Source organism: Afipia sp. MLSD5-FHT05B12 (genome assembly GCF_058793355.1).
Window position 1 is genome coordinate 418,351 of sequence record NZ_JBXAFS010000002.1, and the last position, 13,682, is coordinate 432,032.

Consider the following 13,682-nt stretch of genomic DNA (forward strand, 5'->3'; position numbering starts at 1 on the left):
TCGTGCGCTTTATCAAGTGGCGGGTCCCTCGCAGGCGTTTCATGCGTTTCACATCCCTGATCGTTGAACTGGTCCGCGCCCGGCCGCGCCTGATCTTCTGGCTTGTGGTGCTGGCGCAGGCGGCGCTGTGGCTGTTCCTGCCGTGGCTGCTGTATGGAAGCCCGCCGGGCGAGGTGGCGACGGTGCTGGCCTTTGGCCGCGAATACCAGGTCGGCACCCATCTCGGCCCGCCGGCGGCGTTCTGGCTCGCTGATGTCGCATTCCGTCTGTCCGGCAATCACATCTTCGGCGTCTATCTGCTGTCGCAGCTTTGCTTCATCGTGACGTTCTGGGCGCTGTTCGCACTCGGCCGCGCCATCGTCGGCGCGCAGCAGGCGGTCCTTGCCGTGTTGCTGACGGCGACCATCACCGCCTTCGCCTTTCCCGGCGCCGAGTTCGGCCCGCTGATGCTGGCGCGGCCGCTCTGGGCGCTGACGCTGCTTCATACCTGGCAGATCATCGGGCAGGGGCGGCGCAGGGCCTGGTTCATGCTGCCGGTCGAGATCGGCCTCCTGATCCTGACCACGTCGGCGGCACTGCCGCTGCTGGTCATGCTGGCGGTCTTCGTGCTGGCGACGCAGAAGGGCAGGCGCGCATTGGTCTCGACCGATCCGCTTTACGCGGCCGTCGTGGTGTTCGTGGTGGTGCTGCCGTATCTGGTGTGGCTGCTGCGCGCGGACGCCATGACGCTGCCATCGTTGCCGGCGGCGGCGCAATTGCAGGACCGGCTGCTCGGATGGGGCGGACTTCTGGCCGGGCTGCTGTTCGCGCTCTCGGGCATGGCGCTGCTGCTGATCGTCAATTCGCGTTACCTCGATCGCAAAGCGGACGATCCGCCGCTGATCTTCCGCCCGCCGCTCGATCCCTTCGCGCGGCTGTATGTTTATGTGTTCGCGCTGGTCCCGCCCGTTGCGCTCAGTTTCATCGCGGCCCTGTTGGGCATGGATCAGATCATTGGCGGCGACGGCATTGCGCTGCTGCTGTCCGGCCTCGCCATTGTCGTCGCCGCAGGCGATCTCATCGCGCTGCGGCGGCAACAGCTCTTGCGCTCGGTCTGGCTGGTCATCATGGCGGCGCCCGTCGCCACGATCCTCGGCATCACCTTTATCCAGCCATGGATCGGAAGCGCCGATGTCAAGACCTCGCTGCCGGCGGGCGAGATCGGACGTTTCTTCGGCGAGAGCTTTGAGCGGCGCACAGGCCGCCCGCTTGCGGCGGTCGCGGGCGATCCGCACATCGCCACGCTGATCGGTTTCGCAGCCGCCGCGCGCCCGCATGGGATGTTCGATGCGACCCCGCAGCAGACGCCGTGGATGACGCCGGAGCGCTTCAACGAGAGCGGCGGCGTGGTGGTCTGGCGCGCCGCCGATACCGCGGGCACGCCGCCCGATGACATTATGAAACGATTTCCCGGTCTCGTGCCGGAAGTGCCGCGCGCGTTCGAGCGCACGGTCAAGGGCCGCCAGCCGCTGCTGCGGATCGGCTGGGCCATTGTGCGGCCGCGGCCCCGATAGCTGTGAGGTGAGATGAGCGAGCCGCCGGAAAAGACTGCGACGACGTTCCTCGACCGCCGGTTCGGTCTCACGCAAAACGGCACGAATGTCCGCACCGAATTCGTCGCGGGGTTCACCACATTCCTGACCATGGTCTACATCGTGTTCGTCAATCCCGCGATCCTTGCCAATGCGGGCATGGACAAGGGCGCGGTGTTCGTCGCGACCTGTCTGGCGGCGGCGGTCTCGACGCTGGCGATGGCGTTTCTGGCGAACTATCCGATCGCACTGGCGCCCGGCATGGGGCTCAACGCGTTCTTCGCCTTCACCGTGGTGCTTGGCTACAAGTACACGTGGCAGCAGGCGCTGGCCGCGGTGTTCTGTTCGGGCGTGATCTTCTTCGCACTGACGTTTTTCCGGCTGCGGGAATATGTCATCGACGCCATTCCGCGAAACCTGAAGTTTGCGATCTCCGCTGGCGTCGGATTATTTCTCGCGATCATCGCGCTTGAGCAAGCCAAGATCGTGGTCGCCAGCCCGGCGACGCTTGTCACCGCGGGACCGCTCGGCATTGCCCATCCCGCGCCGGTGCTGTGCCTGCTGGGTTTCGCGCTGATCGTGGCGATGAACGCGCGTAATATCGCCAGCGGGACGCTGCTCGGCATTCTCGCGGTCTCGCTGCTCGGGCTGCCGCTGGGGCTGACCAGCTTCAACGGCGTGGTGTCGCTGCCGCCGTCGCTGTCGCCGACATTGTTCCAGCTCGATTTCTCGCGCGCCACCGAACTGACATTCCTGATCGTGGTGTTCAGCTTTCTCTTCATCGATGTGTTCGATAACGCCGGAACGCTGATCGGCGTCACGCATCGGGCTGGTCTTCTCGACAAGGACGGCAACCTGCCGCGCATGAAGCAGGCGCTGATGGCCGACAGCTTCGCCGCGATGTTCGGCGCATTGATCGGCACCTCAACCACCACGAGCTATATAGAAAGCGCATCTGGGGTCGCGGCGGGCGGGCGCACCGGGCTGACGGCGGTATTCGTCGCGCTGTTCTTCCTGATGGCGCTGTTCTTCGCGCCGCTGGCCGGCATGGTGCCGGCCTATGCGTCGGCTGCGGCGTTACTCTATGTTGCCTGCGTGATGACGCGCGGTCTTGCCGACATGGCCTGGGACGATGTGACGGAATACGCGCCCGCCGTGGTCACGGCGATTGCGATGCCGCTGACCTATTCGATCGCGACCGGCATCGGGCTTGGCTTCATCACCTATGCGGTGGTGAAGATTCTGGCCGGACGTTTTTCGGACGCCAAGCCGGCGGTGATGCTGCTTGCGCTGGTGTTCGTCGTGAAGTTCGCGGTCGGCTAGCTCACACAGCGGCCCGCCGCTGCGTCAGCGCGGCGATGGCAAGGCCTGCCAGCGCAATCGCCACCGCCGGAAACACGACGATGTTGACCATCGACCAGCCGTAGCTGGCGAGCAACTGGCCCGAGGAGAACGAGCCGATCGCCACCAGGCCAAACACGATGAAGTCGTTGAAGGCCTGAACCTTCTTGCCTTCCTGCGCGCGATGCGTCTCCACGATCAGCGCCGATGCGCCGACGAACGAGAAATTCCAGCCGACGCCGACCACGAACAGTCCCGCCCAGAAATGCATGGCGGTGATCCCCGACAGCCCGATCACGGCGGCGATGGCTTCCATCACGAGGCCGACGGCGGCGACCTTCGCCGCGCCGAAGCGCGCGATCAGGTGTCCGGTGAAGAAACTCGGCCCGAACATCGCGACGATGTGCCACTGGATGCCGAAGTTGGAATCGCTCAGCGTCAATCCGCAGAATTTCATCGCCAGCGGGGCAGACGTCATCAGGAAGTTCATTCCCGTATAGGAGACTGCCCCGCAAATCACGGCGGCGATGAACCGCGGTTGCCTGATGATCTCAGTGAGCGGCCGCCCTCCGGTCATTTGGGCAGCGACAGGCTTTGGTGCATTGACGCCGGCAAGTACCGCCATCGCGATCAGCGCAACGACCGCCTGAACCAGGAAGCTCACGGCAAACAGATATGGCGGCCACAGATCCATGGTCCACTGCACAAGCTGCGGACCGAGCACGCCCGCGAACACGCCGCCCGCCATCACCCACGAGATGGCCTTCGGCCGATAGGCGACGCTCGCGCTGTCGGTCGCGGCGAAGCGATAGGATTGCGACACCGCGCCATAGACGCCGCCGAGGAATGTCGCGAAACAAAACAGGGAGAACGAGCCTTGCAGGATGGCGACGGCGGCGAGAACGCCGCAGAGCGCGCCGCAGCCGGTGCCCGCGATGAACGCTGCGCGCCGGCCGTAGGCCTGCGAAATCATGCCGGTGGGCAGCGTGCCGGCTGCGAGGCCGAGCATGTAAATCGACAGCGGCAATGTCGCGAACGATATGCTGGGCGCGAGCTGCGCGCCGACGATCGAGCCGGTCGCAAACACCACGGCGGCATTCGCGCCGGTCAGTGCCTGCGCGGCCGCGAGCCGCCGCACATTCGCCCGCGCCACTGTGTCGTCGATCGCTCCGTCTGCAACGTGCATATTCATGATAAGCGTCCCGCATAGCTGCTCCGTGCGCAGCACCGGCGGCTTATGGCCTGAACGGCGCGCGCGCGCTACACGCGCAGATGCATGGAGGCTTTGTCATTCTTGCGATCTGCCGCGGCCTCAGCCTTGAAGCGCCTTCTGCACGGCACGCAGATCCTGCCAGGTCAGCCGCTTGTAGATCGGCTGCCGCAGCAGATAGGCGGGGTGGAATGTCGCCATCGCCTTGATCTTGCGCGTGCCGGTGTCGTAGTCGAACCACTTGCCGCGCGTCTTCATGATGCCGTCCTTGAGGTCCAGCACCGCCTGCGACGACGGTTTGCCGAGACAGACCAGCACATCGGGATCGACCAGTTCGATCTGCCGCCGGATGAACGGAAGGCAGATCTGGGTTTCCTGCGGCGACGGATCGCGGTTGCCGGGCGGACGCCACGGGATGATGTTGGCGATGTAGGCCGTGCTGCGGTCGAGGCCGATTGCCGCCATCATCAGGTCGAGCAGCTTGCCGGAGCGTCCGACGAACGGAAGCCCTTCGAGATCCTCGTCGCGTCCCGGCGCTTCGCCGACGAACATGATCCTCGCTTCGGGGTTGCCATCGGCGAACACCAGCCGCGTCGCGGTGGATTTCAGCGCGCAGCCGTCGAATCGTTCGAGCAGCGCGCGCAGCTCTTGCAGCGATGCCGCCCTGGGTGCGATCTCGCGTGCCGATGCGATCGCCGCATCGGGTGCTGGCACGGTGTCCGTGGGCACCGGCGCTGGCGCAGCGTTCGCAGTGCGGAACAGCGCGGGCCTGGCCGCCGGCTTTTCCTCGGCCGCCGCCTCCTCGGACAAACGATTGACGGGGGTTTCCGACAACGCGCAATCCACCCCTGCTTCCAGGTAGAAAGCGAGAAGTTCGCGCGCGGTGGGCATTTGTTCGGGGGCGGTCACGCGACCCAATCTAGATCGGATTGCGCCGCAGCGAAACGGGGTTGTTCTTGCGCCAAAAATCGGGAAGAACGATGATTAGAAGCATTCTGAACCACCCAATTTTGAGATGACATCATGAGCACCGAAGAGCTTCCGCCGCGCGATTCCATGGAGTTCGACGTTGTGATCGTCGGAGCAGGGCCTTCCGGCCTGAGCGCCGCCATCCGGCTGAAGCAGATCAATCCGGACCTCAGCGTCGTCGTCGTCGAAAAAGGCTCCGAGGTCGGCGCGCATATTCTGTCGGGCGCGGTGATCGATCCGGTGTCGCTCGACAAGCTGGTCCCGGACTGGCGCGAGGACGCTGACTGCCCGCTCAAGACCCAGGTGAAGGACGATCAGTTCTTCTGGATGACATCGAGCGCCGCGATCCGGCTGCCGAACTTCATGATGCCGCCGCTGATGGACAACCATCATTGCTATATCGGCTCGCTCGGCGACGTCTGCCGCTGGCTTGGCCCGCGCGCCGAAGCGCTCGGTGTCGAAATCTATCCGGGCTTCGCAGCCGTTGAAGTCCTTTATGGCGAGAACGGCGAGGTACGCGGCATCGCTACCGGCGACATGGGTGTCGGCCGTGACGGCAAGCCGAAAGACAGCTTCACGCGCGGCATGGAGCTGCTCGGCAAGTACACATTGTTCGCCGAAGGCGCGCGCGGCTCGCTCACCAAGCAATTGATCGCGAAGTTCGAACTCGACAAGGGCAGGGAGCCGTCCAAGTTCGGCATCGGACTCAAGGAGGTCTGGCAGATCGATCCGGCCAGGCACAAGAAGGGGCTGATCCAGCACTCGTTCGGCTGGCCGCTCAACATGTCCACCGGCGGCGGATCGTTCCTCTATCACTACAACGAGAACCTCGTCGCCGTCGGTTTCGTGGTGCATCTGAACTACGACGATCCGTATTTGTCGCCGTTCGAGGAATTCCAGCGCTTCAAGACGCATCCGAAGATCAGCCCGGTCTTCGAGGGCGCCAAGCGCATCGCCTATGGCGCGCGCGCGATCACCGAAGGCGGCTACCAGTCGGTGCCGCGCCTGACATTCAAGGGCGGCGCGCTGATCGGCTGCGCGGCCGGCTTCGTCAACGTGCCGCGCATCAAGGGCGTCCACAACGCGATGGGTACCGGCATGCAGGCCGCCGAGCATGTCGCCGCCGCGCTGGCGGAAGGCCGCGCCAACGACGAGTTGGCCGAGTACGAAGATACCTGGCGCGATTCCGCCGTGGGCGAGGATCTGCGCAAGGTCCGCAACGTCAAGCCGCTGTGGTCGAAGTTCGGCACAATCATCGGCGTCGGCCTCGGCGGTCTCGACATGTGGACCAACACGCTGTTCGGCTTCTCGCTGTTCGGGACGCTGTCGCATGCCAAGCCCGATCGCAAGACGCTCGATCCCGCCAAGGCGCATCAGCCGATTCCAGGACCGAAGCCCGACGGCAAGCTGACCTTCGACAGACTGTCGTCGGTATTCCTCTCCAACACCAACCACGAGGAGGATCAGCCGATCCACCTCAAGGTCGCGGATATGAACCTGCAAAAGACCTCCGAGCATGATGTGTTCGCGGGTCCCTCGAACCGCTATTGCCCGGCTGGCGTTTATGAGTGGGTTGGCGAGGGCGCGGATTTGCGGTTCCAGATCAACGCGCAGAACTGCGTCCATTGCAAAACCTGCGACGTGAAGGACCCCAACGGCAACATTACGTGGGTTCCGCCGGAAGGCGGCGGCGGGCCTAATTATCAGTCAATGTAAGCACGATTGCGCGAGAACGGCGGATCGCCACGATTGCGCCATAGAAGACAGGCTCCTCGGCCGCTCGAATCCTTGCGGATACGGGCCAAACAAGCCATTGTCCCGGTGCTGCTGGCCTGACCGGCCGCACCCCTTTCAATCCATGGAGCCGGCGAGCGTGATCCTCCAACGTCGTTTCAGCCGCGTGGCCGTCGCCACTCTCGCGATCGCATCGGTTCTTGCGTCCGCCGGCCCGCTTGCGGCCCAGACCCGCACCAGCGCCAGCGAAGACGCCAAGCAGGCGCCGTACCCGAGCGCGCGCGATCTGATCGGTCTCACGGTCTCCGGCAGCTATCTCGCCGCGCGCCATGCCAGCGTCGATCGCGACGCGACCGCGGCGGCTGCGTTCTATCGCGCGGCGCTGCGTTCGGATCCGAAGAACAACGAACTGCTCGACCGCGCCTTCATCGCCTCGCTTGCCGATGGCGACATCGACGAAGCCGTGAAGCTTGCCGACCGCATTCTCACCATCGACAAGAACAATCGTGTCGCGCGGCTGGTGGCGGGCGTGCGCTCGCTGAAGCAGAAGCAATACGGCGCCGCGCAGCAGAATATCAATCAGTCAGTCCGCGGGCCGATCACCGATCTGGTTGCCACGCTGCTGTCGGGCTGGGCGAGTTACGGCGCTGGCAATACGCAGACCGCGATCAGCGCCATCGACAAGCTGGCGGGACCGGAGTGGTATCCGATCTTCAAGGACCTGCATTCGGGCATGATCCTGGAACTGGCTAACAAGCAGAAGGAAGCCGGCGTCCGCTTCGAGCGCGCCTACAAGCTCGACGACTCGGCGCTGCGGGTGTCGGACGCCTATGCGCGCTGGCTGTCGCGTAACAAGGGCCCGGCGGCGGCCACCGCCATCTATCAGGGTTTCGACAAGAAACTTGCGCGTCATCCGCTGGTGGTGGAAGGCATTCGCGAAACCAAGGCCGGCAAGAAGCTTCCGCCGCTGGCGGAAAATCCGCAGCAGGGAGCGGCCGAGGCGCTGTACGGCATCGGCGCTTCGCTGACGCGGCGGGGCGGTGAGGATCTCGCGCTGGTCTATCTTCAGCTCGCGCTCTACCTCAACCCGAACCATTCCCTCGCGCTGCTGTCGCTGGCGGACCTTTATGAGTCGGTGAAGAAGCCGCAGATGGCGATCAAGATCTATGAGCGCGTGCCTGCGAATTCGCCGCTCAAGCGCAATGCGCAGATCCAGCTCGCGACCGATCTCGACGCCGTCGATCGCACCGACGAGGGCATCAAGATTCTGAACGACGTGGTTGCCGACGATCCGAAGGATCTCGAGGCGATCATGGCGCTCGGCAACATCGAGCGCGCGCGCAAGAAGTTCGCGGATTGCGGCGAGACCTACGGCAAGGGCATCGAGGCGCAGGCCGGCGCCGAGAAGCAGAACTGGGTGCTTTATTACTTCCGCGGCATCTGCTTTGAGCGCTCGAAGCAGTGGGCGAAGGCCGAAATCGATTTGAAGAAGGCGCTCGAGATGCAGTCCGAGCAGCCGCATGTCCTGAACTATCTCGGCTACTCCTGGATCGACCAGGGCATCAATCTCGATGAGGCCATGAAGATGATCCGCCGCGCCGTCGATCAGCGGCCGGACGATGGCTACATCGTGGATTCTCTGGGCTGGGCCTATTACCGCATCTCCGATTACGAGAACGCCGTGAAGCATCTCGAACGCGCGATCGACCTCAAGCCGGAAGACCCCACCATCAACGATCATCTGGGCGATGCCTACTGGCGCGTCGGACGGACGCTGGAGGCTAAATTCCAGTGGGCGCATGCGCGCGACCTGAAGCCTGAGGCGGAAGAGCTTCCGAAGATCGAGGCCAAGCTGCGTGACGGCCTGCCCGAGGACACGTCCAACGCGGCGGCCGCCGAGAAGAAGAAGGAAGACGGCCGGGGCGGCTGATCGCCTGTTCCTGCGGCTCTTTATGCGTCCCTCGATTGCCGGACTTGACCCGGCAATCGATCTTCCTTGATAAGCATGGCCTATCGCATGGATGCGCGGATGCGCAGACAGCGCAACGCTGGCTGGAATGGCAATGCTGACCGAAACCGCGCGCGCCAAGGTCAATCTCACCTTGCGCGTTCTAGGCCGCCGCGCCGACGGCTATCATGATATCGAGAGTCTCGTGGTGTTCGCCGACTGCGCGGACACACTGACGCTGACGCCCGGTCCTGAACTTGGCCTCGCGACCGGCGGTCCCGGCGCGCAGGACTGCGGCGAAATGTCAGACAATCTGGTGATCCGCGCGGCGCGGTTGCTCGGCGAGCGCATTCCGGGTCTCACGTTCGGGCACTTCACGCTGGACAAGCATCTGCCGGTCGCGGCCGGCATTGGTGGCGGTTCAGCGGATGCCGCGGCGGCGTTGCGGCTGCTGGCGCGGGCCAACAATCTCGCGATCGACGATCAGCGCATTGTCGATGTCGCGCGTGAAACCGGCGCGGACATTCCGGTCTGCCTCGCCTCGCGCGCCTGCACCATGACCGGCGTCGGCGAAAATTTGTCGATGCTCGATATTCCGGCGCTGCCGTGCGTGATGGTCAACCCGCGTGTCGGTGTCGCCACCAAGGATGTGTTCGCAGCGCTCGGTCTGCGCAAGGGCGAATTTCACGCCGGCGCGGGCGACGTGATGCTGTCGCCGGGCTGGCCGGCCAAGGGTGCGTCATTCGATGCATGGATCGAGGCCATTGGACATGGCACCAACGATCTTGAAAAACCCGCGTTGAAGGTTGAGCCGATCATCGGCGAGGTGCTGTCGGCATTGCGTGCGACGGAAGGCGTGGAGTTGGCGCGGATGTCGGGTTCCGGCGCGACGTGCTTTGCGATTTACAAGACCATCGGCGACGCCGGTCAGGCCGCGAAGGCCATTTCACAGGCTCATCCCGGCTGGTGGGTCCACGCCGGCGTGCTGAGCTGAAACCGTCATCCTGAGGTGCGCGCCGCTCTTGCGGCGAGCCTCGAAGGATGACGGTTGAGAAGCGCGAATGCGCCGTCGTCCTTCGAGGCTCGCAAGTGCTCGCACCTCAGGATGACGGCGAAGAAGACGCAGTGCTTGAGCGTGAAGACCTAGTGCGACCTTGCCAGGCAGAACGCGACAACCTGCTCGAGCGCGGTCTTCATCGGTGACGGCGGAAACAGCGCCAGCGCATCGACTGCCATCGCGCCGTAATGTTGTGCGCGGCTCATGGTGTCCTCGAGCGCGCGATGCTTGGTCATGAGACCGATGGCATGATCGAGATCGCCGTCCGCGATCTCGCCCTTTTCCAGCGTGCGGATCCAGAATGCGCGCTCGACATCGTTGCCGCGGCGGAACGCCAGCACCACCGGCAGCGTGATCTTGCCTTCGCGGAAATCGTCGCCGACGTTCTTGCCGAGCTTGGCGGCCTTGCCGCCGTAGTCCAGCACGTCATCGACCAGCTGGAATGCGATGCCGAGATTCATGCCGACCGAACGGCATGCGGTCTGTTCCGCCTTCGGCCGGCCCGCGATCACGGGGCCAACCTCGCAGGCGGCCGCGAAAAGTTCCGCGGTCTTGCCGCGGATCACGGCGAGATATTCGTCCTCGGTGGTCGCGGTGTTCTTGGCTGCCGCGAGCTGCATCACTTCGCCTTCGGCGATGGTGGCGGCGGCGGAAGAGAGAATGTCGAGCGCGCGCAGCGAACCGACCTCGACCATCATGCGGAACGCCTGGCCGAGCAGGAAGTCGCCGACCAGCACGCTGGCCTCGTTGCCCCACAGCATCCGCGCCGAGAGCTTGCCGCGCCGCAATTCGCTTTCGTCCACCACGTCATCATGGAGCAGCGTCGCGGTGTGCATGAATTCCACGGCGGCGGCGAGCTTGATATGACCCTCGCCGGTGTAGCCGGTGAGGTTGGCCATCGCCAGCGTCAGCATCGGCCGCAGGCGCTTGCCGCCCGACGAGATCAGGTGGTTGGCGACCTCCGGGATCATCGTGACTTCCGAGCCGGTGCGCGACAGGATCGTGCTGTTGACGCGCTCCATATCGGGCGCAACAAGCTCAACCAGCCGATCTATCGATGGCGTCGAGTGGCTCTCAAAGGGTACAATAACCGCCACGTCCGGTCTCCGGATGAATGTAAGGGCACAATAGAAACTGCCGTGCGACGCGGCAAGAGCAACAAACGGCGGAGGCGGCTGCCTTGAAGGAATTGGTGCGGACCAATGATGCGGTGCTGGTGTCCGCGGTGGGCGCGCTGCTGGACGGCGCCAATATCCACCACCTCGTGCTCGACAGTAACATGAGCATTATGGACGGATCGCTGGGGGTGTTGCCCCGCCGCATTCTGGTCCATGAGGACGACGCCGTGGCCGCGCGGCGCCTGCTCACTGACGCGGGTCTGGCCCATGAGCTGCGGGACAATGACTGACCCCGCCCGGACTGAAATTCCGGATGTGACCGAGGATATGTTTCTCGGCGGTCAACTGCGGCTGCGCCAGCCGAGGCGCGGCCACCGCGCGGGTCACGATGCAGTCCTGCTCGCCGCGGCGACGCCGGCGCAGCCGGGTGATCGCGTGGTGGAGTTCGGCGCGGGCGTTGGGACGGCCGGACTCGCGCTCGCGCGCCGCGTCGCCGGGCTCGATCTGGTGCTTGCCGAAATCGATGAAGCGCTTGCCGCGCTGGCGCGCATCAATGCCGAGGCCAACGGCATCAAGGCAAACGTGATGGCGCTTGATGTCACCGCGAGCGCGGATGCTTTTGCCGCGTCCGGGCTCGGTCCCGACACGGCCGATGTTGTCTTGATGAATCCGCCGTTCAACGATGCCGCCAGGCATCGGGCATCGCCGGACGCCGCGCGGCAATCCGCGCATGTGGCGGCGGCCGATACGCTGGAGACATGGACCCATGCGGCGCGGCGCGTGCTGAAATCCGGCGGCGTGCTGACGCTGATCTGGCGGGCGGACGGGCTCGCCGAAGTACTGACCGCGCTGGCGCGGGGTTTCGGCAGTATCGAGATCTTGCCGGTCCATTCCACGCCGGGTGCGCCGGCGATCCGCTTGCTGGTGAATGCCGTGAAAGGCGGGCGCGCGCCGATGGCGCTGCATCCTGGTCTGGTCTTGCTGGATACGGACGGTGAAGCCGGTTCGGAGGCTCGGGCGATCCTCGGCGGGAAAGCCGTTCTGCCGCTGGCGAAGGTTCAAAAGGACCGGTGAAACCAGATCGCTGAATGCTCAGCAGGCAGGCAGCCTGCTTATTGAGTTACTGATTTTGGTTCGGTTTCAGGGGCCTGGGTGAAGTGAATGGCAGCGAAAAGGGCGCCAATCAGCAGGATCAGGAGGTAAATCTTCATTTCTGCACCTTAGTGGCTGCGCCGTTGCAGCCTGCGTATCTGTTGCAAAGCAAAGTGCGTTCCAGTTTCTTGGGCGCGCTTGCCGGCAAGCGGCGAAAGTTCAAGGAAAGCGCGTCAGATCAAAGCGTTAGCACGCACTTTCGGCACAAAGGACGTGCTTAACATTTGTTCAATGTGCTGTTGGCTCCTGATGCCAGTTACCGAATAATAAACCGTGAACATGAAGGACGTTTCATGGCTGAGAATAACGGCGAGGTTCACTTTGCCGAGAGGTTGAAGAATTTGCTGCCGGCGCGCTGGCGCGGCGGCGTGGTGGTGCCTGTGGTGCGTCTCTCGGGCGTGATCGGCGCGGTGACGCCGCTGCGGCCGGGCATGTCGCTGGCCGGGGTGTCGCGAACGCTGGAGCGGGCCTTCTCGACCAGGGGCGCGAAAGCCGTCGCGCTGGTGATCAATTCGCCGGGCGGCTCGCCGGTGCAGTCGCGGCAGATCTATCAGCGCATCCGCCAGCTCGCCGCCGAGAAGAAGCTGCGGGTGCTGGTGTTCGTCGAGGATGTGGCGGCATCGGGCGGCTACATGATCGCCTGCGCGGGCGACGAGATTTTCTGCGATCCGTCGTCCATCGTCGGCTCGATCGGCGTGGTCGGCGGCACCTTTGGGTTTGTCGACCTCATCAGGAAGGTCGGTATCGAGCGCAGGGTCTATACATCCGGCGAGAACAAGTCGCAGCTCGATCCGTTTCTCCCGGAAAATTCCGAGGACGTCGCGCGGCTGAAAGCGATCCAGCGCGAGATCCACGACACCTTCATCGCGCTGGTGAAGGACAGCCGCGGCGCGCGGCTCAAGAGCGAGGGCGATTATCTGTTCACCGGCGAATACTGGGCTGGCGAGCGCGCCGTGAAACTCGGCCTTGCGGACGCCGTCGGCGATCTGCGCACGGTGCTGCGCGCGCGCTATGGCGAGAAAGTGCAGACGCCGGTGATCGCGCCAGCGGCGGGGCTTCTCTCCGGGCTCACCGGGCGCAAGTCCGGCGCTGGAGTGGCGCTGCCGGGTTTCCCGGGATTCTCGGAGGACCTGATTTCGGCGCTGGAAGAGCGCGCGATCTGGGCGCGTTACGGACTGTAGGAGAGGAGACCGATCATGCCGCCGCTGATCCTGATCGCTGCCGGAATTCTGGGAGGCGCGGCGCTGGTGCGCCTCGCGGTGCGCGAAGGCAAGCGCATCAATCGCGAACTCGACGATGCGCGCAAGGCGAAACCCGCCGAGCAGGAGCGCATGCCCAGGCTTCGCCGCGATCCCGATAGTGGAACATACCGGCCGGGATAAGGCCCGATGCCCATCCTTCGAGGCTCGCCGCAAACGGCGGCTCGCACCTCAGGATGACGTTCCATTGGGTGGCGGGAATTTGAAGAAGACGCGGAGCCGTCATCCTGAGGTGCGAGCGTTTGCGAGCCTCGAAGGATGATGCCGGGGAACGACATCAGCCGAGCCTGCGCACGTCGTTGATTGTCATGATGCAGAGCGCG

Annotated in this window: 12 protein-coding genes; 9 read left to right on the forward strand and 3 right to left on the reverse strand. The window is 64.4% G+C overall.

The window, feature by feature from the left end; all coding sequences use genetic code 11:
- Nucleotides 1-41 precede the first annotated feature (41 nt).
- Together AC1Q6J_RS04245 and AC1Q6J_RS04250 are read left to right on the forward strand one after the other, a co-directional pair.
- The gene (locus AC1Q6J_RS04245) at nucleotides 42-1,553 is read left to right on the forward strand and encodes a glycosyltransferase family 39 protein (protein ID WP_492278084.1); all 1,512 of its coding nucleotides are present in this window, start codon (nucleotides 42-44) and stop codon (nucleotides 1,551-1,553) included.
- A 12-nt stretch (nucleotides 1,554-1,565) separates the two neighbouring features.
- Nucleotides 1,566-2,894: an NCS2 family permease gene (locus tag AC1Q6J_RS04250; protein ID WP_492278085.1), complete on the forward strand. Its 1,329-nt coding sequence runs from the start codon at nucleotides 1,566-1,568 to the stop codon at nucleotides 2,892-2,894.
- Nucleotide 2,895: 1 nt separating this feature from the next.
- Here the strand turns inward: AC1Q6J_RS04250 and AC1Q6J_RS04255 are convergent, their stop codons facing one another.
- Nucleotides 2,896-4,107, reverse strand: a complete 1,212-nt coding sequence (locus tag AC1Q6J_RS04255; RefSeq protein ID WP_492278160.1) for an MFS transporter — start codon at nucleotides 4,105-4,107, stop codon at nucleotides 2,896-2,898.
- Between the two features lie 117 nt (nucleotides 4,108-4,224).
- Nucleotides 4,225-5,013: a uracil-DNA glycosylase gene (locus AC1Q6J_RS04260; protein WP_492278161.1), complete on the reverse strand. Its 789-nt coding sequence runs from the start codon at nucleotides 5,011-5,013 to the stop codon at nucleotides 4,225-4,227.
- Nucleotides 5,014-5,145: 132 nt separating this feature from the next.
- Here AC1Q6J_RS04260 and AC1Q6J_RS04265 point away from each other — a divergent pair, with 132 nt between their 5' ends.
- The 3 genes from AC1Q6J_RS04265 (at nucleotide 5,146) to AC1Q6J_RS04275 (ending at nucleotide 9,767) form a co-directional block, all read left to right on the forward strand.
- Nucleotides 5,146-6,807 (forward strand): electron transfer flavoprotein-ubiquinone oxidoreductase, encoded by a 1,662-nt coding sequence (locus AC1Q6J_RS04265; protein WP_492278086.1) that lies wholly within the window; start codon nucleotides 5,146-5,148, stop codon nucleotides 6,805-6,807.
- 142 nt (nucleotides 6,808-6,949) lie between these two features.
- On the forward strand, nucleotides 6,950-8,755 hold the full coding sequence (locus AC1Q6J_RS04270) for a tetratricopeptide repeat protein (protein WP_492278087.1): 1,806 nt from the start codon (nucleotides 6,950-6,952) through the stop codon (nucleotides 8,753-8,755).
- 127 nt (nucleotides 8,756-8,882) lie between these two features.
- Nucleotides 8,883-9,767 (forward strand): 4-(cytidine 5'-diphospho)-2-C-methyl-D-erythritol kinase, encoded by an 885-nt coding sequence (locus AC1Q6J_RS04275; protein WP_492278088.1) that lies wholly within the window; start codon nucleotides 8,883-8,885, stop codon nucleotides 9,765-9,767.
- A 149-nt stretch (nucleotides 9,768-9,916) separates the two neighbouring features.
- Here the strand turns inward: AC1Q6J_RS04275 and AC1Q6J_RS04280 are convergent, their stop codons facing one another.
- On the reverse strand, nucleotides 9,917-10,927 hold the full coding sequence (locus tag AC1Q6J_RS04280; protein ID WP_492278089.1) for a polyprenyl synthetase family protein: 1,011 nt from the start codon (nucleotides 10,925-10,927) through the stop codon (nucleotides 9,917-9,919).
- An 83-nt stretch (nucleotides 10,928-11,010) separates the two neighbouring features.
- Between AC1Q6J_RS04280 and AC1Q6J_RS04285 the strand changes: the two genes are divergently transcribed.
- The 4 genes from AC1Q6J_RS04285 (at nucleotide 11,011) to AC1Q6J_RS04300 (ending at nucleotide 13,482) form a co-directional block, all read left to right on the forward strand.
- Nucleotides 11,011-11,238 (forward strand): putative signal transducing protein, encoded by a 228-nt coding sequence (locus AC1Q6J_RS04285; protein ID WP_425992064.1) that lies wholly within the window; start codon nucleotides 11,011-11,013, stop codon nucleotides 11,236-11,238.
- Nucleotides 11,231-12,022, forward strand: coding sequence for a tRNA1(Val) (adenine(37)-N6)-methyltransferase (locus AC1Q6J_RS04290; protein WP_492278090.1), 792 nt, complete (start codon nucleotides 11,231-11,233; stop codon nucleotides 12,020-12,022). The genes AC1Q6J_RS04285 and AC1Q6J_RS04290 overlap by 8 nt, the downstream gene beginning before the upstream one ends.
- Nucleotides 12,023-12,393: 371 nt before the next feature.
- Entirely contained in the window at nucleotides 12,394-13,281 is an 888-nt protein-coding gene (locus tag AC1Q6J_RS04295) for a S49 family peptidase (protein WP_492278091.1), read from the forward strand.
- A gap of 15 nt (nucleotides 13,282-13,296) precedes the next feature.
- The gene (locus tag AC1Q6J_RS04300) at nucleotides 13,297-13,482 is read left to right on the forward strand and encodes a hypothetical protein (protein WP_492278092.1); all 186 of its coding nucleotides are present in this window, start codon (nucleotides 13,297-13,299) and stop codon (nucleotides 13,480-13,482) included.
- Nucleotides 13,483-13,682: the final 200 nt, after the last annotated feature.